This window comes from Acaryochloris sp. CCMEE 5410 (genome assembly GCF_000238775.2).
Classification (GTDB): Bacteria; Cyanobacteriota; Cyanobacteriia; order Thermosynechococcales; family Thermosynechococcaceae; genus Acaryochloris.
Genome location: NZ_AFEJ02000002.1, coordinates 1,856,336 through 1,877,176, shown reverse-complemented (window position 1 = coordinate 1,877,176; position 20,841 = coordinate 1,856,336). Strand labels below are relative to the sequence as shown.

Genomic DNA, 20,841 nt, shown 5'->3' with positions numbered 1-20,841 from the left:
TTCATTGCTAATAGTACTTTCTAGTATTCTCAATGGCATTACAGTCTAGCTAACGCTCAGACTAAAAATTTGTAAAGAACTTCACACCAATGCCAGATGATTTTCGTTAATCTAGCGACAATCGATAATACAGAGAGCGAACACCTGAGACGCTTTTTTCCGTAGAGGGGGGGACATAGCTAGTGTGAAACCTTCCTTCTACTTCGGCTGAAGCCACTGATATTTTGGGAATCTTGGGGAATAGACAGAGGTTGGTAAAGGCGGTTGCGATCGCAATATCAAGCCGATGCAAAGCCCATTGTGTTGGTCATGCACCAGCGCGATTCAGGCGGCTTACGGTCCTTGCTGCTCATAATGCTGAGTGAGCGGGCGAAAGAAAATTGGTGTCGCTAAATTTTTGGAGAAAATCAGCCCATGTCAAGATGCCTAGATATCGTTCTAGAAAACACTGGATCCTGTGCTTTACCTGCTGAGATGGATCTCAAAGGTGAAGAGCTGATATTTGGGGGCAATCTGCCGTCTGCGAGTCTACTGTTGGAAGACATTGCAGAAGACTTAAACATTACGCCTCTCAGTGCTTTTATGCTTGAAGAAAACGATGACGGAGAAGCATTAGAAACTAGTCCTGAATGGTATGACCCTAACCAAGGGCTGGACACCGTTCAAAAGCTTTTGAATTATCTTCTTGCTTATCCAGAAGTAGATAAAAGTCCGGAGGGGGTCCATTGGGTTTTATGGGATCTGAGGGCTCTAGAATTAATTCTGCGTGATGCTGTCCAGACCAACGATCGGTTTTACTTGGAAGAAGGGTAAGTGTTGTCCTCATCCGGTTTGAGCACTCTGGAAGTGGGATGCTCTCAATGGGCTATTTACTGTTTTTTCGAAGCCGAAGAACTAGCATCACAAAACTAAGTCCTGCGCCAATACTGATGCTGATCCATGCAACCTTGGGTAGATCTGATTTTGACGAAGATAAGGGTGTATCTATTGACTGGACAGGCGGAGAGGGTTTTGGGCTACTGCCTTTAGCGACAGTGACGGGAAAACTAAACTGAAACGGTTGGAATGCATCGCCTGTTTGTGGCTGGCCTTGAATGCTCAATTGATATGCCCCCGGTTTTGGGAACGTCACATCAGCGCCAGGAATATTTTGGTATTGCTCTGCGGAGACGGCGGTTAAAGGCGGTTGGGCAATTGTCTGTCCATTTTCCTCTGCAATCACCTGCAGATGGCAGTTGCATTGGGAGAGAGGGATGGTACTGCCCCCCTTTTGGGTAAGGACGAACCAGACTTGAGCAGGGTCTCCTGCCCTTGGATTGTGATCGGGTTCTAAATGAAAGGTGACGGCAACTGAGTCGGATGCTTTGACGGTATGGGCCTGGCTGGGTCCGACCCATAATCCAACTGCTAAGAAGGCTAAACTACCGCAATGGAGAAGACGCACCATAAAATTTCTCCAGTGAGAACAAGGCCCATACCCAACGGCAGCGGATGAGTAAAACCAGGAGGATTGCCGTTGCGATCGCAACCGTCCTCCCTAAATGCACCCCTGTCCATTCCAGCCCCCCTAAATAATGGGATCCGATCATTACCGTATGGCTGCCTGCTAACAGGAGAGCAGGGATACTGAGAAGATGAAGCCGTCGCCAATGGGGGCCTAATCGTTGCACCATCCCATTGGTACTGGTTGTGGCTAACGGAATAAGCAAGGCCAAGGCAACGACCCCTGCCCAAAGACCTGCTTGATGGAGGGGCAGCATAAAGGGAATCGCTGTGAGCGACCACTGAAAGGAATGGTCGAGCACCCGCAATACATGGATAAGTGAGAGAACAAAGGCCCCCACCCCAAACAGTCGTCGATAGTGCAGTGGGGCTGACCATAAAGGCTGTATGGGACGGGCCAGGAGGGCCAACATCAACAACAGCAAGGCAGTATGGCTGCTGTAGTCCTGCATTTCCCCCGTTCTGAGGACGGTCAGCACACCAATGATCAGCATAAGCCAGCCCCCTAGCTGGAAGAGTTGGCTGCGTCGATCCTGACCAAGAATGGCAGTGGAAAACCCCACTCCTAATAAGGTGGGCATCGTTCCCAACCCGAAACACAGCATTGTGGCACTTCCGAATAACCAGTTCCCTGTGGCTGCGGCTTTAATTTGGGCTGCATACAGAAAGCCACAGGGAATGAGTCCCCAGATCATCCCTAGTAACGCAGGCGTCCACCAGTGGGGTTGATGGGCCAACCCGGTCATGGCTCGATTGAAACGCTCATGCAGCCCCAATTTCAGTAATGGGTGTGGCAGAGGCAGTTTAGGCAGCCAACCGGGGCGAATTTGCCGAATTCCCAGCCAGATCAACAAGCCACCCATTAACAAGGCAATGCTACGACGTAGAACACTATCAATACCCGCCAGTTCTCCCCCCGCAACCAGGACGGAACTGAGGGCACCAATGGCTGCTCCGATCAGGCCATAACTCAAAGTGCGTCCTAGATTGAGCAGAACATGAAAGGTTAGTTGTTGTCGCCACGTTCGGGATTCACCGGAGGTCAGGGCAAAGCTGGCCGCTAAGGGTCCACACATACCGACGCAATGGCCAAAGCTGCCGACAAATCCCAGGGCTGTGACGAGTAACAGGTCTAGCATTTTAGGGTCGGGGCGCAACCTGAATGACTGCAGTGTCGCTGATGGGTTGGCCTCGATGCACAAGGGCTTCATGGCCGTTGCTGTTGAGGGTGACTTTGAGGGTGTTCGTGCCTGTGGGTAACTCAGACAGGTAGTACCAATTGCCGTACAGACGAGTTACTTTTTTGTCATTGATATACAGGTGAGCATGGCCTTCGGAGGTTTTACTCGGGGCGTTGACTTGGGTAGGGGCAAAGTTAAAGTTGGTGACCTTCAGTTCTAAATTCCAGCCCTGGACCTGATCGGGATGAGCGACTAACTCAACCGTAGGTGGGGCTTGATTGGCGGAAATTTCGAGTTGTTTATGGTGCTTATGGTGATGATGTTTTGTTTTCTGATCGGCGGATGAAACGGTTTGGGGTTGCGTATGGTGGGATTGCACAATGCGAGGAGTCACCAATGCTCCAACTCCGATATAAACCGCTAGTAAAGCCCATTTTCGAACAGAAGTCATAACCATATGCCCCGGTGGAGTGAGATGCGATCGCAAGTCAAAAACAACTTCAAATTTGACTGACAAACCATTTGCCACAACTATCCTGGGTGAAGCGTTCTGGAAAAGTCAAACGACAGTCTGTCGAACTTAATTACTGTGCTGTAATAAGATTAATATTCAGGAGACTTAATCGTTCCAGATTGGGTTGTGTTTGGATGTAGTTATTGAGATTTTTTGCTTCAATCCCAATGTTGAGAGTTGAGAGATATGACAGCTTATTACACTTAAGATTTTATTTAGAGATGCTAGGTAGCTAGCAACATCTTGTACCGTTAAAATCTTTTGATAGTAAGCAGATTAAGGTCTGAAGTTGTATTTTTGTAACTTTATTTTACTGCGATGAAAACCCTATATCTACAAAGCTATCTCAGTATTAATGGACGTGGAGCTCTCAAGGGTAGAAATCTATATGACAAGCTAAAAAACTTGTCAGAAGAATGTCTCTTAGCTCACATGATTAGTTCTAGTGAGAAGCAATTATCGAATCCAAAAATGGCAAATGATGTAGTTGATCACTCTCTCTTTCGAGACTTCGATCCTACTGTGATTTATGTTGAGGGTGGCTTATTTGCATCTGACGATGGGACATGGAAAGTCCCACAGTCCTTAGTTGAAAAGTTTGTGAATGAAGGAGGAATTTTTATTGTTTCAGATGCAGATGCGAATGAATTGAACAACTATAAATCTCACTACTTGAAAGCTGGAGTTTTGACGAAAGGCTATGCAAGTTATGGACCAAATAATGGCCGATTTGTGGAATATGGTTCAGACGAGTCATCTTGTTGGGAAGGGCATCGCCAGATAGTCTGTAAACCTTCGAAAATGATCTTCAACGATTGGCTGCAGCCCATCTATGACAGGGTTGATGAGATTCTGGTAGGCCTTCCTGTTAAACTGAGCTCCTGGCAAGGCTTGTTGGCTTCAGGGAACCAAGGTTCTACGGGTTGCCTGCAAAACGATGAATGGACGGATCCTAACAGTTGTTGCCCATTTGCCTCTATTGCTCAAGTGGGAAGTGGATTCGTTGTTTTCATAGCTGGAAATGTTTCAAGTGATGTCTGGTGTAGTCGCTGTCCTCAAAATACTATTTGGCTTTCCAATATCTGCCAGTTTCTAGAATCTGAAGCGCAACAAGAGATTAAAAGATCTCTATCACACTTTCGGTCGCCATATTCGGTTTTTCTCAGCCACCGATCAGTGGATAAAAAACTTGTTCGAGGCGTTGCAGAAAAACTTAAAAGTAACGGCGTTGGGATCTGGTTTGATGAGGATAAACTTGTCCCTTCAGATTCTCTTGTTATGGAGATTGATAAAGGGCTAGCGGGAATGACTCATTTCACTTTATTTTGGTCAGAAGCTTGTGTTGGGGCACCATGGGTAGAACGAGAACTGAGTTCAGCAGTCAAACAACTTATTGATGCTAAGATACCGCTCCTTGTTGTTAGGCTTGATCTGACTTCTGTTCCAGCGATTATAGGAGACCTTTATCGAATCGAGGCTCAAGACATGGCCTCAGATGAGATTGGTGACTATATCTCAAGTGCACTAGAAAAACTCCGCAAACGAGGGGACAGCTAAGAAAATATCTATCCTATCATTTGGTTGGGGAACTAGCTGTTAGTAAGAGATAACGTTGGTAATTGGTTTGATGGTACTGCTCTTTTAAGGAGTGATAAATTCGTGAGATGCCTTACTAATAGGAAGCTATTTTTGAATGAAGACTCCTAGAAGTCTTTCTGAGTTTAAGCGTGACATATCTTTTGTGCCTTAGCACAACAGTGCTGCAATGAATCCGTTTATGATCTTCAACCAGAAAATTTCTAGCTTGAAAAACTCAGTAGCTAGTCATCCCTGAAAAAACCCTTCCATTTTGGAGGTACTTTGCTACAACCCTTGCATATCAAAGCCCCTAGAGGTCAAATTTGGAGCACATAGACTTGATCCTCTACAAGGATTGGGAGTTTTAAGCAATCTAAAAAAGCGCTATTTCGCCAGTTTTTACAAGGGTCAGCGAATATAATTGCAATTTCAAAGCTGTATGTTAGCGCCTGAAAGGCCTACGCTATATGGCCTGGTGAGTTTTGTTAGGGACGACTAGCTATTGAACCTAAAAAGTCTTGTGTTTAAAGCGTTTTGCCGTTAAATGGTACGTTACCTTGAACGGTAGCTAACCAATCAGCAGGATAGAACAGCGATGACATCGCTCCCGGACTTTCGTCCCAAGCAGCTTTCTCTCGGTCCCTTAGAATTCGAAATTCTCAACTTGATTTGGGATCTGGGGACCGCCACCGTCAAACAGGTGCATGAACAGATTTTGACCAATCCCGATCGCGAATTGGCCTACACCTCCGTCACCACCGTTCTCAATCGCCTGACTAAAAAAGGCTGGTTAGCTTGTGATAAACAAAATCGCAGCTTTGTTTGGCGTCCTCTGGTTTCCCGAGCGCAAGCCAACTCCCTGTGGGCCTACGATCAGCTTCAGCAGTTTTTAGCCGTAGGAAATCCTGATACCGTTGCCGCTTTTGCCGATCATCTTGATCAGGCTAGCGTCGAGCAACTAGAAGCGATCGCAGATAAGATACGGGCTGCTCGCAAAGCTAGGGAGGATCAGTAATGCATTTGCTGATGATACTCAGTGCCTTGTCCCTGGCTTGGCTGTGTCGAACCTATGGCTATCGTTGGCTAGAATCCAAGCGCGACCAATGGACTTGGGCGCAGCGGTGGCAGGGTAATCTGTTGGTCTTCTTATGGTCCCCCTTGCTGTTGCTCATGACTGCGATCGCAGTTTTATATATGGGACCTCAAGGCCATATGGTGTGGGTTCGAGAAAATGGGTGGAGTTACGGTATTGCTGTTGGGTTTGTGGGAGTAGCGGCCTGCTTGAATCTCAAGCTTTTAGTTGAGGGCTGGTCAAGCCTACAGCGTATTTATGCCTGTCCCCAAACGCATATCCAAGGCCATTCAGCCTACCAAATCGATCATGCCTTGCCCTATGCTGCTCAAGTGGGATTTTGGCAGTCTGAATTAGTAATCACTAACGGGTTGGTACAGGTCCTGTCTACTGATCAACTTGCTGCAGTGTTGGTCCATGAACAAGCGCATCAACAGTATCGTGATACCTTTTGGTTTTTCTGGTGGGGCTGGCTACGTCGGCTGACGGCTTGGCTGCCCCATTCCACAGAACTGTGGCAAGAACTCTTGCTGCTGCGGGAATTGCGCGCCGATCAGTGGGCTGCCCAGCAGGTTGATCCGTTGGTGCTAGCGGAATCCTTGCTGTTGATGGTCAACCCCTATCCCGCCGAATTTGCAGAGAATATTTGTGCCGCCATGCAGACGGCAACGGGCCATCGCTTATCAGAGCGAATCGATGCCCTACTTGACCCCAGGGAAACGGCTCCCCTGTCCTATTCCTGGACCTGGAGCGGCTTATTGGTTACTGCTGCCCCTTTGTTGACGATTCCCTTTCATTACTAACCCTGAGAGATGGGGTGAGATGCCCGACAACGTGGGCAGACCCGCTAGTTGCAAAAATTGAAACCAGGGTCTGAGGGCTTGATTCATTGCTTAGCATGGAGTCATCTCAAAAAAATTGGCTAGCTCCATGAAAAAGTTCTCTGTCACCGCTGGTTTAACGGCCTTCCTACTCTCTTTGGTCTCTCTGGTTGCCCAGGCCCGCCCTGCGGCCACGCAGTGGTGGTTTCAGTCTGCCGCAGAGCCTGAGCCAGAGGTGTCAGAGACGAAGCCTGAGCCCCCTACTAATCAGCCCACGTTAGTTACCGAGGTGGAACCGGTCCCAGAGCCCCTAACACCGGGAATGCAGACCCATGCCCCCTTTGATCCGCGCCAGTTGCCCCATGAGCCTTGCCCGCCTTGCGGCATGGGTTAATGACGCCTCAAATCGGCCTCTCTCTGATGCCTCAGCCAGATTTTTGGCAGGCGGCTCAGCCCCTTTTTGATGCGAGCGAGGTGGAGGTGGTGGAATGGAGTTTTGATATGGGGTGGGGTGGCGTGTCCCTCCCCGATCCGTTGTGCTCCGTTTTGCGGCAGTTTAGTCAGCGTAACGGTCTGTTGGGGCATGGTGTCAGTTACTCTCTGCTGTCTGCCCAGCTGGATCGACGTCACTGGTTGGCCTGTCTACAGGCAGAATGTCGGGACTATTCCTATCGGCATATCTCCGAACATTTTGGCTGGATGGCGACTCGGAACTTTGCTCGCAGTGCGCCGTTGCCCATGCCGATGTTGCCAGAGACTTTGAAACTGGGATGCGATCGCATCCAACAATTCGCAGAGATTGCCCAAGTGCCCGTGGGCTTAGAAAACCTCGCCTTTGCCTTTGGCCTGCAAGATGTCCGTCAACAAGGGGAGTTTTTGGATCAGCTCCTGGAATCCGTGGATGGCTTTCTGCTGCTGGATTTACATAATCTCTACTGCCAGATGCACAATTTTCAGCTCTCTGCCACAGAAATCCTCAACCTTTATCCCCTTGCAAGAGTGCGAGAACTGCATCTATCCGGTGGATCTTGGAGTCACCATGGCACGGCCACGATTCGGCGGGATACTCATGATCAGGCGGTGCCAGAGCTTGTCTTTGAACTCTTAAAACTGGCCCTTCAACGCTGCTCCTCCGTCGAAGCCATTATTTTGGAACGGATGGGCAATACCTTGAATTCAGAACAAGAGCAAATTCAATTTAGACAAGACTTTACTCACATTCGGCAGATCACCGATCGCTTTACGATAGAAGCAAGGACTTGAACGGTGCAAGAACAAGATCTCGCTGATTTTCAATCCTTTTTGCTAGAGACTCTATCTACCCATGACATCCCAGAAAAGATCTTGGCGGAACTCAGTTCACAGCCTTTAGATCAGGACTTAGCCAGCTATCTCAACACCTTGGACCCAAACATGGTGGATGTTGCCGCCACCTTAGTTAAAAAATGGGGGCAACGCCGCCTCTAAACGAGGTTGCATCAATTCAGGGCCTACAATGTGGAAGTCTTCATCACCAAGGGCAAGAACTTATGAGTTGGTGGCAACAGCTTCGTCAGAAAAAATTGGCTCGATTTGGGGCCGCCATTCTGATTACCTTCTACCTGTTAGTGATCGGAGCGGACTTTGTTGCCCCCTATGCCCCTTGCGATACAGAAACCATTAATACTGGGGCCTGCCAACCCCAAGTGAATGGGGCTTTATTACCGCCCACCCAGATTTACTGGAACAATGCAGAGGGACAATGGATTGGCCCCCATGTCTATCCCACCACCCTTGAACCTATTGACTGGCGCAATAAAGAATCCAAAGCCTGGCAAACGGGCATCCGAGATTTACAAGTGGATCGGACCCAACCGTCTCCCATTCGCCTCTTCGTTAAAGGCTGGAACTATCGATTTTTGCAATTAAAGCTGCCATTGCCCACCCAATTCTCTTGGTCTGATCCCAAAATTGATCAAGTCACGGTGTTCCCAGGCATCCCTTTTGATCGCCACTTGTTTGGCACCACTGGCCAAGGCTATCTCAACATCCTGGGTACGGATGACCAGGCTCGTGATCAACTCAGCCGGATTCTGTTTGGAGGGCGGATTAGCCTCAGTATTGGCTTAGTGGGGGTCGCCATTTCTCTCCCTTTAGGAATGTTAGTCGGCGGTATTTCTGGCTATTTCGGTGGCTGGGTGGATAGCATTTTGATGCGCCTAGTGGAAGTCTTAATGACCATCCCTGGCCTGTATCTATTGGTGGCCCTGGCGGCTATTTTGCCACCCGGCTTATCCAGTAGCGAGCGCTTTTTGCTGATTGTTTTAATTACTTCGTTTGTGGGTTGGGCAGGACTAGCGCGGGTCATTCGAGGTCAGGTGCTTTCCATTAAGGAGCAGGAATTTATTCAGGCGGCCAAGGTGATGGGGGCCAAGCCGCTGTATATCATTACCCGCCATGTCCTACCCCAAACGGCCACCTATGTGATTATTTCGGCCACTCTAGCCATTCCCAGTTTTATTGTGGCGGAATCGGTGCTAAGCCTGATTGGCCTGGGAATTGAACAGCCCGATCCCTCCTGGGGGAATTTGCTATCTCTTTCAACCAACGCCTCTATCTTGATTTTGCAGCCTTGGCTGGTGTGGCCACCCGCGATTTTGATTATCTTGACGGTGCTGTCCTTTAACCTCTTAGGGGACACCTTGCGAGATATTTTGGACCCCAGAGGTTCACTCCAGTAGGTCTGGCTGCCAACGATAGCGGCGCAGGTCCAGTTTGTCTTGGCTATTAAAAGTGATGCCTTCTTGCTCAAGCAAAATGCGCTGTAGGTCATCGCTCCCCTGACGTTGAGGGGAATGGGAAATCATGCCCTGGGCATTTACAACCCGCTGCCAGGGAATATCTGAACCTGGTGCTACTTGATACAGGGCATAGCCAATCTGACGGGCATGGCGAGGTCTGCCGAGTAGCTCTGCAATTTGGCCATAGGTGGCGACTTGGCCAGGAGGAATTTTGCGGACTAACTGATAGATCTGTTGATAAAAAACGGTTTGATGATTTGAGGTTTTCATAGGGCTATACATGGGCTTACTCGCTTTTCCCTGGGAAGGTGAAAGCGAGATCACTCAAGCTGACATTTTTTTAGGGTGATGAAGTAAAGCTTGGTGCCAAACCAACAGAATAGGATGATGGCTAACACTTCAATCCATTCAAATAACCAAAAATTGAGGCTGCTGGTATAGACCCTAGCAATGAGCGCCGCGAATATCGAGATGCCAATGACGTATTGAGACAGTTCTCTAGATGTATTGATTTGCCCTGTTGCTTGCAGTCGCTCGAATAAGATGGTTGCGGGGGTAAATGTAAAGGCAATAAATAACCATTTATATAAGTCGAAGTTCAATAACTCTAGTCGCCATTCTCGATAGATTGTGGACAGAGGCTGCATAAAGTACAGGCCCGAGAGTAAAGAGACTTGTCTGGTTTGAGTGATTTCGTTCTGGTAAATGTGAAAAGAAATGCCGTCATAGACCATCACGATTGTTTGATCTATAAAATTTAGATTGTCATCATGAATCACTATTTCAGGCGCCATGCCCGCTAACCCAGAGAGTGGAAAGCGAATGCGGATCGTGAGTCGCTTGGCTTGGATTCCGAAGATAAAGTTGGCATGATCGATATCTTCACCAAGAGCCAAAACGACGCCAAACCCCCGATTAAATTTAGATTTGATTTTGAGGGTAATGGTAAAAGCCTTGTTGGATTTTATACGGTTGATAAAGTCAAGATTACTGCTTTCAACTAAATACCAGACATCATTGTCTGCCTGAGGATGTAGCTTTTTTTGAGGCGAAGGGTTTTCGCATAAGTTTAGGTCTGACGGTAAATGAGTGCTTTCTATGATGTCTGGTTCTAATAGACAAGAAAATGCTAACGACTCATAACTATTGGCATCGAGCTTAGAGTTAAGCAATGGTTCAATACTGTCGGCTGTTAAGGCTGAATCAAAGAAAAGAAGATTGGATGCTTTACCGAGCCATGGATGCTTCCCGGTTGCCGTATTCCCAATAGTCAAGGGATAAGACGTTTGCCAGTTACTGAGCTGGATTTGACGGGTAAATAGAGAGAGCCCAACATAGATGGACAGAAAATACCCAAGGAATGCAATCAGAAAAACCGTTTTGTTGAGCTTGGTTGGAAATCTTTGGTCTTTTGGCATGGATAGCTGTCGCGCAAAAAAGCCCCCTAAAAAACCGCCTAGTCCATTGAAAACGATATCGGATAAGGTGGGAAATCGGCCTGGAAGAAAGAGTTGTGCCGTTTCAACCAGAAGGGAGATGGAAGTGCTGAGCACACCGATACTCACCAGACAGAGCACGGTTTTACGTCTTGGGAGTCTGAGCGTCAGGGCATAGCTACTGAACCCTAAGGGGAGAAAGAGAATGATATTCGCCACTATATCGATAGGATTGGTGGCATTTTGGATTCCTAAGCTGATGGCGTCTTTGAGATTAAGGTCCTGTAGATTAAACGTAAAGGGAGACAGGGTACTAATCGTGATCAAGGTTAGTGCACCGAGCCATAAAGCGACCGTCATCACTAACTTTGTTTGTCGATGCTTCATGCTTGATAGCTGATAACAAGGGGGGCAGGCGTGGGCGAATTGAGAAGGGTGCGAGGTTGATACTATGGCAGTTCAGGGGCGCACGATATCCAGCTTGGCAGCAGACTTAGCCGTGATTACCTGCTGCTGGAGATGGTGCCGTTGTGCCCATGCAAGGTAAGGGCACAATGTATAAATTGAGCGATGTCTGATGGCATGGGTGACTCGACAAAACCCATTACAGGCTACCGAAGCCGTGGGTGGCAAGAAAATCGGTCGTTATCTCAGGCATCGCTGCAGTGGAGGAGGGGGGACCGGGCAGGTGTAGGAGTTTAGCCACATATTTGCCTAACACATCGTTTTCGATATTGACCTGATCCCCTGGACTTAAGGTATTCAAGTTGGTGTTGGCAAAGCTATGGGGAATGACGGCGACTTTGAAGTGAGTGCCGCTGTCGTTGCAGTCGGCAATAGTCAAGCTGACGCCGTTGATGGCTACACTGCCTTTGTGGATGATAAAGCGTGCGATCGCATCCGGTACTGCGAAGCTTAGCTCCCAGGAGGTATCGGTTTGCTGTAGTCCTTGGAATACCCCCACATCATCAATATGACCCGTGACAAAATGGCCCCCCAACCGATCTCCGACACTGAGCGCTGGTTCTAAATTGACGGCCTGGTGGGTCTGTAACCGCTGAGAGAGGGTGGTGCGCTGCACGGTTTCTGGAGACACAGATACGACGAACCCCTGAGCAATGAGCGTCTCGACGGTTAAACAGACGCCATCCACTGCCACACTATCGCCGATGGCCAGATCCTCCCAAAAGGGCACGGCCCCACACTTTACCAAAATTTGCTGTGGGCCTTGGGGCTGAAGATAGCCTAACCCTTGGATGAGTCCTGTAAACACTTAATCTTATCAAGCCATCATTAACATCAGTATTTCCTACATTGGCAAATTGCGATTGCCTTGGCTAGGATCGGAGCGGGGAATCCTATCTTGATTCTCAAACCATCATACTTCTGAGATTCTTAGCCAGATCCTTAGAGTATAAATTGCCCTAAAGAAATTGTAGAGAATCCTCAATGGTATGGGTTTACATGAGAAGGTATCCTCCGTGGCCATTGTTCCATTGGGTCTACAAGCATGATTGAAATGAATGTTGCTGGTATTGCTTTAGATGCCGCAACCCGACTCCCTATCGTTCTTTTGAAAGATGCATCGGAACGTCGCGCTTTACCTATTTGGATCGGTCAAACAGAGGCTAGGGCTATTCTCACGGCATTAGAGAGCCAAAAAACGCCCCGTCCCATGACCCATGATCTGATGGTGAGCTGTATGGATCAGTGGGACATCGATTTAGAGCGGGTCGTGATTCATTCTCTGCAAGATAATACCTTTTATGCGGTCCTGACCCTCCAGCAAGGGGATTCTAAAAAGGAAGTCGATGCCCGTCCGAGTGATGCGATCGCACTGGCACTACGAATGGATAGCCCCATATGGGTATTGGAAGAAGTGGTGGCAGATGCGTCTATTCCCGTAGATAAAGAAGCAGATCAGGCGGAGCAGGAAGAATTTCACGAATTTATCGACAATATCCGTCCCGAAGACTTTATTCAGAGTCGAGGGGGGAGCGAGCCTTCGGCTGAATCCAGCTAACTTTAGCGACTCACCATGAAATATCGCCGTTTCGGCCAGACGAATCTGCATCTGTCGGTGTTTTCTTTGGGGACGATGCGATATTTGCAGTCGGCCCAGAATGCCGAAGCGACCTTGATGCGGGCCTTTGAGCTGGGTGTTAATCATATTGAAACCGCTCAAGGCTATGGTAAAAGCGAAGTTTATCTGGGGCAGATGATTCAGGCGTTAGGGCTGGCTAGGGAAGACGGCTGCTATCTGCCAGAGCCTTGGCAGGGAGAGGCTCAGCGCCTCTATCTCACGACCAAAATTACGCCCAAGCCAGATGCCCAATCGATGGCCGAGGCGATTGATTTGTCCTTGGAACGGCTAGGACTGGAAACGATGGACTGTCTGGCAATTCATGGACTCAATACGCCAGAACATTTGGAATGGATCAAGGATCCCCAAGGATGTATGCAAGCGGTCCAGGCCGCAAAAGCCGCCAATCGAATTCGCCATGTAGGGTTTTCCACCCATGGTTCTTTAGCCCTCATTTTGGCGGCGTTGGAGACAGATTTATTTGAGTTTGTGAACCTGCACTACAACTTCTTCTTTCAGCGCAATGCCCCCGCCGTTGAGCTGGCGAGTCGCAAAGAAATGGGCATTTTTATCATTTCCCCTGCGGATAAAGGAGGGTTACTGTATACGCCTCCTGAACGGTTAAAAGAGCTTTGTCAGTCGCTGGATCCCCTTCATCTCAATGCCCGATTCTTGCTGAGTCAGCCTGGGGTGACGACCTTGAGCGTGGGAGCGGCGAAGCCAGAAGAGTTGGATTGGCCCCTTGCGATCGCAGATCAGATTCATCCCCTCACGGACCCAGAGCAGCAGATTCTGGACCGCCTCCAAGCCCAGGCCCAGACCCTGCCTGATCTGTGTCAGCAATGCCATGCCTGTCTGCCTTGCCCAGAAGACATCAACATTCCCGAGATTTTGCGGTTACGGAATTTGACCCTGGCCTACGATATGGAAGACTTTGGTCGCTATCGCTACCGCATGTTTGAGAATGCAGGCCATTGGTTCCCTGGACGACGGGGCAATCGCTGTACAGATTGTGGTGATTGTTTGCCGCGCTGCCCGGAGCAGTTGCCTATTCCCCAATTACTCCAAGACACCCATACTCGCCTGCAGGGCCAGCCTCGTCCTCGATTATGGGAGTCCATTTAGGGTCAAGAAAGCAATTCCGTGGATCTTGCTTGATGCATGATTTACAAGTTCTTGCACCCGGCGTTCTGGACTTGAAATCTCGCCAAAAAAGTTAACAATCGTTTATACTACCGTCAAGGAAGCAGAACGCTTGTCCACCCATTCACGAAGTTCTGATTTCTGGATGTAGTGTTGATCAAATTACCTTAAGGTTCGGGCTTCTCTCCACCGAGAAGCTGGGCACACTAGAGGTAGAGATGACACAATGAATGCAAGCAGATTCTGAGGGTGCTTTATGGCTTTCGACCCCGAAAACGCCAACTTTATTATGAGTGATTCAGAGGAGGCTCAGGCCAATCTCTTAATCAAATATTTACAAAATCAACCGCCAGAAGTTCTGGCCCGGGTTGCTAAGTCCGTCAGCCCTGAGATCAAGCAAATCATTTCGCAAAATGTACAAGGGCTCGTGGGTGTCCTGCCAAGCGAAGCTTTCAGCGTTCAAGTCGTTACCGACCGAGATAATCTAGCAGGCTTGCTGGCTTCCGCGATGATGACGGGTTACTTCCTCCGTAAGATGGAACAGCGGATGGAATTGGATACTAGCCTGTTGGGCAATAGCCTCTCATTTGATCAAGATTCTGAAGACCCTGAGTAGTGTCAAATTATTCATAGGGAATTCCATACGGCTGTCATAACCAGCAGCGAGAGCAGCGAGATAGTAGATGCCCATTTGTTCTAGGTGCGGTACTGGATATGATTCTGACCTATTAAGTTGCCCTAAGTGTGGGAGAGCAGGGTCTAGCGGTGCTAGTTTTTTTGGGGGGCGTAACTCTCCGATAGCTAAGTTCTCGTTGCAGGTTGCGCTCTTGCTTTCCTGGTTGGGGTTGGTTCTGAATATTGGTGCTGGAATTTACTGCATTGTCACCGGTGACCTCGTGACTGGACTGATTGCCCTGTTTGTGGGCACTCCCTATCTGTATGCACAAGCGGTTGTCTTCTCCTATGTTTCAAAGCGGCTGTAGCAGGGAATATTGGCTCCCTGCAAAGATCTTCTAGGTCGTCTGCGGGCTATATTGCCCTTGGGTCCTTTTTCGTTCCATACATCAATCCGCCCTATGATTCGTCTCAAGGTCTGGCAGTGGGTCGTTTTGGCTCTACCCGTCGTTAGCGTGCTCGGATTTCTGGGGGCTGCGGCTGGATTACAAATCCATCAGTGGGGACTGAGCTGGATTTGGGCCATCGTGATTTTAGTGTTTTTGGGCTGGCAGTATTTGCTGGTGCGCTGGTTGCGGCTGCCGGATCAGATTGCAGCGGAAGCTAGAGCCTTTATTCAAGATCAGGCTGAAGAGACATCTTCGAGTGAACCCCGTCGGCAGCAGGCCGAAGCTGAAATCCAAACGATTCTAGTGGCAGCTAGAGAGGATGTCTTGCCCTGGGAAGATTGGACCCAGTTTTTTCGCCGCTGCCAAACGTTGATTGAGGCCATTGCCCATGTCTACTACCCCACCACTAAACGTCCATTTCTGAATATTTATGTTCCAGATGCCTATGGTTTGTTGCGGGGCACTGTGGATGATGTGGATCAGTGGATGCAGAAACTGTCTCCGGTGCTGGGTCAGGTGACGGTGGGGCAGGCCTATGAAACCTATGAAACCTATCGAAAACTAGAGCCTGCCGCTCGCACTGCCGTAAAAGTATGGCAATGGTCCCGATGGATTTTTAATCCCGTGGCGGCTTTGACTCGCACGTCTACTCAAACCTATCGCAATCAAGCCAATCAGCAGTTATTAGCGAATTTGGGCCAGATTGTCCGAGAGACGACGCTCCAGGCCCTGGGCGAGCGAGCAATTGCCCTCTACAGTGGTGAAGCCGTCCGCACGTTGGAGAGTCTGGAGCTGAAGCTACCGGAAGCGGAGACCCAAACCCTCCAAGAAATTATTACGGAAGCTGCGCCTGCCGAGACGGTAGAGCAGGCTCCCCTGAATGTCTTGCTGGTGGGACGGACGGGAGCGGGTAAAAGTAGTTTGGTGAATACTCTATTTGGCCGAGAAACGGCAGCCGTAGACGTATTGCCGAGCACGGATACCCTGCAGTCGTATCGGTTTGAGAATAAGCTAGACGAAACGCTAACCCTCTGGGATTCACCGGGGTATGAGCAAAGTGGTCGAGAAGATTTGCGCCAGGCTGTGCTTGAGAAAGCGGCTGAGGTGGATCTGCTGTTGCTGGTTACGCCTGCCACGGATCCGGCCTTACAAATGGATCTGGCGTTTTTAGAGGAGATTACCACTCAGGTGGACGATCTGCCCGTGATTAGCATTGTTACCCAGGTGGATCGGCTCCGACCCATTCGAGAATGGTCCCCCCCCTACGATTGGCGATCCGGTGACCAACCCAAGGAGACCTCGATTCGAGAAGCCATTGCCTATCGCCAAGAAATTTTAGGGGAAGTTTCGACCGCGATTTTGCCGATGGTTACGGGCGATACGACTCAAGATCGGCAAGCCTGGGGCGGAACAGAACTGTCTGCAGCAATGGTGGATGAATTTGATCCGGCCAAGCAGGCGCGGATGGCAAGATTTTTGCGCGATCGCACCACCCGTATCACCACTGCCGCCAAAATTATCAACCAGTATGCGTCCCAAATGAGTACGACTCAGGGACTGGCAGCCCTGCTGAAAAGCCCCCTCTTAGGATTTCTGTCGACGATGACAACAGGTTCTCCGGCCTTAGCAACGGCTCTGGCAACCCAGCTTCCCATTGAACAGGCCCCCGTTGTTATGGGGAAATTGCAGATGGGCTATGAACTCTTTACATTGCTGGCTGAACCCGATGCCCATCCTGTCTTTGACTTTTTATCCCTCTGGCCCCTGTTGCTAGAGACTGCACCTTCGATTCAGGAGGATGCTTGGGCCTTTGGCCAGACGATGGTGGAGCTATGGACGGGCAAGGTGGGCGTAGACCAATTGCAGGAGCGATATCAAAGTTACCTCAGCAAGGCCACCCTAGCCTAAGCAAGCTTGATAGAGTCCTTTCAAACTGGGGCGATCTGCTGTGGCGATTCCTCGCATTAATCCGGTCAGATTGCAGACACAGGTCTGACAGTCCGTATCATCTCTCAGAATGCACTTACCGATGCTGGTTCCATCAAAGCCTAAACTCGTGACTCGCCGAGCCACGGTACATTGCGTGGGATCTTGAATGACGAAGGGCGCATCAAATAGGTAGGCATTGACTGCAGGTTGGTTAAAGGGAAACAAATCCCAGCCATATTTTGCCGCCGCTGTCTCAATCATCCCCTTCATGGTTTGCCGATCGGCTAGGGTCAGGGTATTCGGATCCGCAGGAGAATGGGTGGCTGCACCAGACACCATAATGCCTCGGAGTTTGGTGACAGAGGTGACCAGCCATTCTACGGTTTCTGGAAATAACTTGAGGCTGGATTGGGTCAGGGTGATGTGGGCGTAGGCACCCCGTTCGGATTCATTGATATTGCGGACGATAGCGGCTGCCATCCCGTGCAGGTCTTGATAGGTATGGTTTTGAAAAAAACCTAGGGGATCTCGGGTTTGATTATGGTGGTCTGGGGGGCCATCAATACTGACGCTATAAACCACGGAGTGCGGCACTTTAGGGAATTTGGCAGACCCATTGGTCACGACCCAAACGACGGGAAATTTACGGGCAGCATATTGAATCACTTTAGGTGCCAGGGTGGGTTCACCGCCTACCAGGGTGGCGAGGACCATGCCTTGGTGCGAAAGCTGGTCTAGGGTTTGGTAAATGGCTTGATCTTTGGCTTTATGTTCAGGGGGAGAAAGTTGCAGATATCCTCGGACGCGTTGGGTTTGGTTCCAGTCTGAGGGATAGACATAGCAATAATGGCAACCGGCATTGCAGCGATCGGTGATTTCTACGGAGGCCCCAAAGGGGAGGGACTGTTGTTGTCGTCTTGATTTGAGGACGATGGTTATGGCACCCAGAAATGCTCTGGCAATGATAAAGTTACGTTTGATCCAGCTGAGGGGTAAATATTTGGGTCGGTAGGGAATAAAGGGTTGGGGGAGCCGGGTCGGATTCGATTGCCGATTCTGGGTGAGCATAATTGAGTAGGGCTAAAGGTGGTTTTAATGCTGCAGTATTAAGGCTGTTTAGATTGAAATACGAGCATTTTACCAATAAGGCTTGGCCTGGGTTTAAGGAATGGCGCTGTTCGATGGAGCATCAAGCTTGCTGGGGAATCGCTGCCAGGATAAATAGGCTGACGATGCAAAGCATGCCCATTTGCCAACTGAGGCTGCGGAGGTTGGGTTTGTCGGTGATGTAGAAGCTGGCGTGGAGGATGCGAAACAGAATGAAGGCCAAGGCAACGATATCAATCTGAAGTTGGGGTACTTGGGTTATGTGGGCCACGAGCACGGCGGCGGCGAAACCGGGGAAGGTTTCAAAGGCGTTGAGTTGGGCGAGATGGGCGCGGCGATGCCATCCGGTGAGGGTTTCGTTGAAGGCGCGTGGGTTTTGGACATAGTCTGCTTTGGTGACACCAGAACGGGCTAGCACTGACAGAATGTAAGGGGCGAGCAGAGCGGCCAGGATACACCAGAGGCTAATGGTCATTGCAACATCGCCCGCGCCATATAAAACCCACAAATCGACTTCGCATCAATCGGTTCCCCCTCCAAAATCGCTTTCTCCAACTCCTCCGCAGTCATCAACACCGTTTCAATATCCTCATCTTCGTCCTGCTCCGGTGGGTTCTCCAACAGCTCCAAATCTTGGGCCAAAAACGCATAGATAATCTCATCCGAATATCCTGGAGCCAAAGGAAACTCCCCCAGCTTTCGCCACTGATGAGCCCGATACCCGGTTTCTTCCTCAATTTCTCGTCGAATGGTTATCCCTGGAGCTTCATGGACTTCTACCGTTCCTGCCGGGAATTCCAACAGCCGCCCCTTCAAGGCGAAACGATACTGCTTGACCAACACAAACTGGCCGTCATTGGTAATGGGGACCGCCATCGCCCCACCCGGATGCCGCACACAAGACCAATCCCCTTCACTACCATTGGGTAATCGCAGTCGATTCGCTTCAAACGTATACTTGCGACCGTCATAAAACATTAACGGCTTCAGGATTTCGGGCGGTTCTTGAAATAAAGACATGGGTTAGCTGTTAAGGGTGGAGGTCATGGCTAGTTAGACAGTCGATGAACCCCTGTATAGTCTACCGCCTTGGCCAGCTCGGCAATGGTTTGCTGTTGCACGGGGTGCACCCAGCCTGGACAGATTTCGGCCAAAGGGGCCAGCACAAAAGCGCGTTCATGCAGACAGGGATGGGGCACTGTCAACGTCGGCGTCTGAATGATGGCTTGTCCAAACAACAACACATCTAGATCTAGGGTGCGAGGTCCCCAGCGCTCGCGTCGGACACGTCCAAACTGAGTTTCAATCTCCAATAGCTTCTGAAGCAAAGATTCAGGCGAGTAAGCCGTCAATAAACTGATACAACCATTGAGATAGTCGGGTTGGGGTGGCCCAACGGCTGCGGTTTGATACCAATGGGATTGGGTCAACACCAGAATTTTGGCGTCGTTTTGCAGGGTTGTAATTGCAGCAGAAAGGGTCGCTTTGGGATTGCCTAAATTTCCCCCTAAGGCAACCGCCGATTGCACCCAATTTGATTTTTCTCCGCTCATCTCCGAGCATTCAACCATAGGTGGGTCGATCTTGAGGTCGATCGGTCAGTGAGAACAGTGATTTACAGAATATACATGGTTCCTGGAAGCTGTTATGCTAGACACTCTAGGAGGTTTTGGCTGTGCCAACCGTTTTCTAGTGATTTAGCTAGAATTTTCTAGACTTATTTAATTTTATTTTTCTATAGTCTCCCTACTGAGTTCGACTCAATTATCCGTGGAGTTACAACACATTTTTAAATCCCCGAATCCCATTATTGGCGTTGTCCATCTCCTGCCATTGCCCACCTCCCCGCGTTGGGGCGGCAGTCTCAAGGCTGTTATTGCCAGAGCTGAACAAGAATCCACTGCCCTTGCCGCTGGTGGAGTCGATGGCCTTATTATTGAAAATTTCTTTGATGCCCCCTTTACCAAAGGGGCGGTTGATCCGGCTGTAGTCAGTGCCATGAGCTTAGTGGTGCAGCGGGTTAAAAATTTGGTTCCCTTGCCCATTGGGATTAATGTGCTCCGCAATGATGCCTGTAGCGCCATGGCGATCGCATCTTGTGTGGAAGCCCAGTTTATTCGCGTCAACGTCCTCACTGGCGTCATGGAAACGGATCAGGGGCTGATTGAAGGGGAAGCCCACCGCCTTCTGCGCTATCGCCGTGAACTGGGAAGCGACGTCAAAATTTTTGCCGATGTTCTCGTCAAACATGCCCGTCCTTTGGGCGCGCCCAACCTGACCACAACCGTCCATGAAACCATCGAACGGGGATTGGCAGATGGCATTATTATTTCTGGTTGGGAAACGGGCAGCCCGCCCAATATTGGTGATTTGGAACTCGCGATTGATGCGGCTAAAGATGTTCCTGTTTTTATTGGCAGCGGTGCCAATTGGGAAAATATTCCCAGCTTGATTCAAGCCGCGAATGGTGCCATTGTTTCCAGCTCTCTTAAGCGTCATGGTCAAGTGGATCAACCCATTGATCCCATTCGCGTTAGCCGGTTTGTGGAAGCGATGCGCCGTAGCTTAACCCAGCAAGACGCAGCAAATGTGAAATCATCGGTTATGCTCGAGTCATAAATTAAGAGCGC

At 49.6% G+C, this 20,841-nt stretch carries 25 protein-coding genes; 15 read left to right on the top strand and 10 right to left on the bottom strand.

Annotated features, from left to right (window positions below; genetic code table 11):
- Positions 1–264: 264 nt before the first annotated feature.
- Entirely contained in the window at positions 265–393 is a 129-nt protein-coding gene (locus ON05_RS29445) for a hypothetical protein (protein ID WP_255345061.1), read from the top strand.
- Positions 394–414: 21 nt separating this feature from the next.
- Positions 415–813: a hypothetical protein gene (locus ON05_RS29440; protein WP_010467418.1), complete on the top strand. Its 399-nt coding sequence runs from the start codon at positions 415–417 to the stop codon at positions 811–813.
- 52 nt (positions 814–865) lie between these two features.
- Here ON05_RS29440 and ON05_RS29435 read toward each other — a convergent pair whose 3' ends face one another.
- The 3 genes from ON05_RS29435 to ON05_RS29425 are packed head-to-tail and all read right to left on the bottom strand — an operon-like array spanning position 866 to position 3,201.
- Complete coding sequence (locus ON05_RS29435; RefSeq protein WP_010467420.1) at positions 866–1,447, bottom strand: hypothetical protein; 582 nt, start codon at positions 1,445–1,447, stop codon at positions 866–868.
- Positions 1,422–2,642, bottom strand: a complete 1,221-nt coding sequence (locus tag ON05_RS29430; protein ID WP_010467422.1) for a sulfite exporter TauE/SafE family protein — start codon at positions 2,640–2,642, stop codon at positions 1,422–1,424. Before ON05_RS29430 ends, ON05_RS29435 begins: the two co-directional genes overlap by 26 nt.
- A gap of 1 nt (position 2,643) precedes the next feature.
- On the bottom strand, positions 2,644–3,201 hold the full coding sequence (locus ON05_RS29425) for a hypothetical protein (protein WP_236618782.1): 558 nt from the start codon (positions 3,199–3,201) through the stop codon (positions 2,644–2,646).
- Between the two features lie 315 nt (positions 3,202–3,516).
- On the opposite strand from ON05_RS29425, the gene ON05_RS29420 reads away from it, so the two are divergent.
- From ON05_RS29420 to ON05_RS29390, 7 genes are all read left to right on the top strand, one after another.
- Positions 3,517–4,755, top strand: coding sequence for a toll/interleukin-1 receptor domain-containing protein (locus ON05_RS29420; protein ID WP_029314903.1), 1,239 nt, complete (start codon positions 3,517–3,519; stop codon positions 4,753–4,755).
- A gap of 616 nt (positions 4,756–5,371) precedes the next feature.
- Positions 5,372–5,791 carry a BlaI/MecI/CopY family transcriptional regulator gene (locus ON05_RS29415; protein WP_010467430.1) on the top strand — a complete coding sequence of 140 codons (420 nt, stop codon included), beginning with the start codon at positions 5,372–5,374 and terminating at the stop codon, positions 5,789–5,791.
- The gene (locus ON05_RS29410) at positions 5,791–6,651 is read left to right on the top strand and encodes a M56 family metallopeptidase (protein ID WP_010467431.1); all 861 of its coding nucleotides are present in this window, start codon (positions 5,791–5,793) and stop codon (positions 6,649–6,651) included. The genes ON05_RS29415 and ON05_RS29410 overlap by 1 nt, the downstream gene beginning before the upstream one ends.
- Before the next feature lie 127 nt (positions 6,652–6,778).
- Complete coding sequence (locus tag ON05_RS29405) at positions 6,779–7,063, top strand: hypothetical protein (protein WP_010467433.1); 285 nt, start codon at positions 6,779–6,781, stop codon at positions 7,061–7,063.
- Positions 7,063–7,932 (top strand): DUF692 family multinuclear iron-containing protein, encoded by an 870-nt coding sequence (locus tag ON05_RS29400; RefSeq protein WP_010467436.1) that lies wholly within the window; start codon positions 7,063–7,065, stop codon positions 7,930–7,932. The genes ON05_RS29405 and ON05_RS29400 overlap by 1 nt, the downstream gene beginning before the upstream one ends.
- A gap of 3 nt (positions 7,933–7,935) precedes the next feature.
- On the top strand, positions 7,936–8,136 hold the full coding sequence (locus tag ON05_RS29395) for a hypothetical protein (protein ID WP_010467438.1): 201 nt from the start codon (positions 7,936–7,938) through the stop codon (positions 8,134–8,136).
- A 62-nt stretch (positions 8,137–8,198) separates the two neighbouring features.
- Positions 8,199–9,389, top strand: coding sequence for an ABC transporter permease (locus tag ON05_RS29390; RefSeq protein WP_010467440.1), 1,191 nt, complete (start codon positions 8,199–8,201; stop codon positions 9,387–9,389).
- On the opposite strand, the gene ON05_RS29385 is transcribed toward ON05_RS29390, so the two are convergent.
- The 3 genes from ON05_RS29385 to ON05_RS29375 all read right to left on the bottom strand — a co-directional run bounded on the left by ON05_RS29385 (position 9,378) and on the right by ON05_RS29375 (position 12,158).
- On the bottom strand, positions 9,378–9,719 hold the full coding sequence (locus ON05_RS29385; protein WP_039778338.1) for an MGMT family protein: 342 nt from the start codon (positions 9,717–9,719) through the stop codon (positions 9,378–9,380). The two genes, ON05_RS29390 and ON05_RS29385, sit on opposite strands and share 12 nt — an antisense overlap.
- A 50-nt stretch (positions 9,720–9,769) precedes the next feature.
- The gene (locus ON05_RS29380) at positions 9,770–11,272 is read right to left on the bottom strand and encodes a VanZ family protein (RefSeq protein WP_010467444.1); all 1,503 of its coding nucleotides are present in this window, start codon (positions 11,270–11,272) and stop codon (positions 9,770–9,772) included.
- Between the two features lie 217 nt (positions 11,273–11,489).
- Positions 11,490–12,158 (bottom strand): riboflavin synthase, encoded by a 669-nt coding sequence (locus ON05_RS29375; RefSeq protein WP_010467446.1) that lies wholly within the window; start codon positions 12,156–12,158, stop codon positions 11,490–11,492.
- Positions 12,159–12,395: 237 nt separating this feature from the next.
- On the opposite strand from ON05_RS29375, the gene ON05_RS29370 reads away from it, so the two are divergent.
- The 5 genes from ON05_RS29370 (at position 12,396) to ON05_RS29350 (ending at position 17,083) form a co-directional block, all read left to right on the top strand.
- A complete protein-coding gene (locus ON05_RS29370; protein ID WP_010467448.1) occupies positions 12,396–12,908 on the top strand; it encodes a bifunctional nuclease family protein in 513 nt (170 codons plus the stop codon).
- A gap of 15 nt (positions 12,909–12,923) precedes the next feature.
- The gene (locus ON05_RS29365) at positions 12,924–14,093 is read left to right on the top strand and encodes an aldo/keto reductase (protein ID WP_010467450.1); all 1,170 of its coding nucleotides are present in this window, start codon (positions 12,924–12,926) and stop codon (positions 14,091–14,093) included.
- 274 nt (positions 14,094–14,367) lie between these two features.
- The gene (locus tag ON05_RS29360) at positions 14,368–14,727 is read left to right on the top strand and encodes a DUF760 domain-containing protein (RefSeq protein ID WP_010467452.1); all 360 of its coding nucleotides are present in this window, start codon (positions 14,368–14,370) and stop codon (positions 14,725–14,727) included.
- A 211-nt stretch (positions 14,728–14,938) separates the two neighbouring features.
- Positions 14,939–15,094 (top strand): hypothetical protein, encoded by a 156-nt coding sequence (locus ON05_RS29355; protein WP_236618783.1) that lies wholly within the window; start codon positions 14,939–14,941, stop codon positions 15,092–15,094.
- Positions 15,095–15,187: 93 nt separating this feature from the next.
- Positions 15,188–17,083: a GTPase family protein gene (locus tag ON05_RS29350; protein WP_010467456.1), complete on the top strand. Its 1,896-nt coding sequence runs from the start codon at positions 15,188–15,190 to the stop codon at positions 17,081–17,083.
- On the opposite strand, the gene ON05_RS29345 is transcribed toward ON05_RS29350, so the two are convergent.
- From ON05_RS29345 to folK, 4 genes are all read right to left on the bottom strand, one after another.
- A complete protein-coding gene (locus ON05_RS29345) occupies positions 17,075–18,172 on the bottom strand; it encodes a radical SAM protein (RefSeq protein ID WP_010467458.1) in 1,098 nt (365 codons plus the stop codon). The genes ON05_RS29350 and ON05_RS29345 overlap by 9 nt on opposite strands.
- A 121-nt stretch (positions 18,173–18,293) precedes the next feature.
- On the bottom strand, positions 18,294–18,686 hold the full coding sequence (locus ON05_RS29340) for an MAPEG family protein (RefSeq protein ID WP_010467461.1): 393 nt from the start codon (positions 18,684–18,686) through the stop codon (positions 18,294–18,296).
- The gene (locus ON05_RS29335) at positions 18,683–19,231 is read right to left on the bottom strand and encodes an NUDIX hydrolase (protein ID WP_010467463.1); all 549 of its coding nucleotides are present in this window, start codon (positions 19,229–19,231) and stop codon (positions 18,683–18,685) included. Before ON05_RS29335 ends, ON05_RS29340 begins: the two co-directional genes overlap by 4 nt.
- Positions 19,232–19,260: 29 nt before the next feature.
- Positions 19,261–19,764, bottom strand: coding sequence for a 2-amino-4-hydroxy-6-hydroxymethyldihydropteridine diphosphokinase (folK, locus tag ON05_RS29330; RefSeq protein WP_010467465.1), 504 nt, complete (start codon positions 19,762–19,764; stop codon positions 19,261–19,263).
- A gap of 217 nt (positions 19,765–19,981) precedes the next feature.
- Between folK and btpA the strand changes: the two genes are divergently transcribed.
- Positions 19,982–20,830: a photosystem I biogenesis protein BtpA gene (btpA, locus tag ON05_RS29325; protein ID WP_010467468.1), complete on the top strand. Its 849-nt coding sequence runs from the start codon at positions 19,982–19,984 to the stop codon at positions 20,828–20,830.
- Positions 20,831–20,841 lie beyond the last annotated feature (11 nt).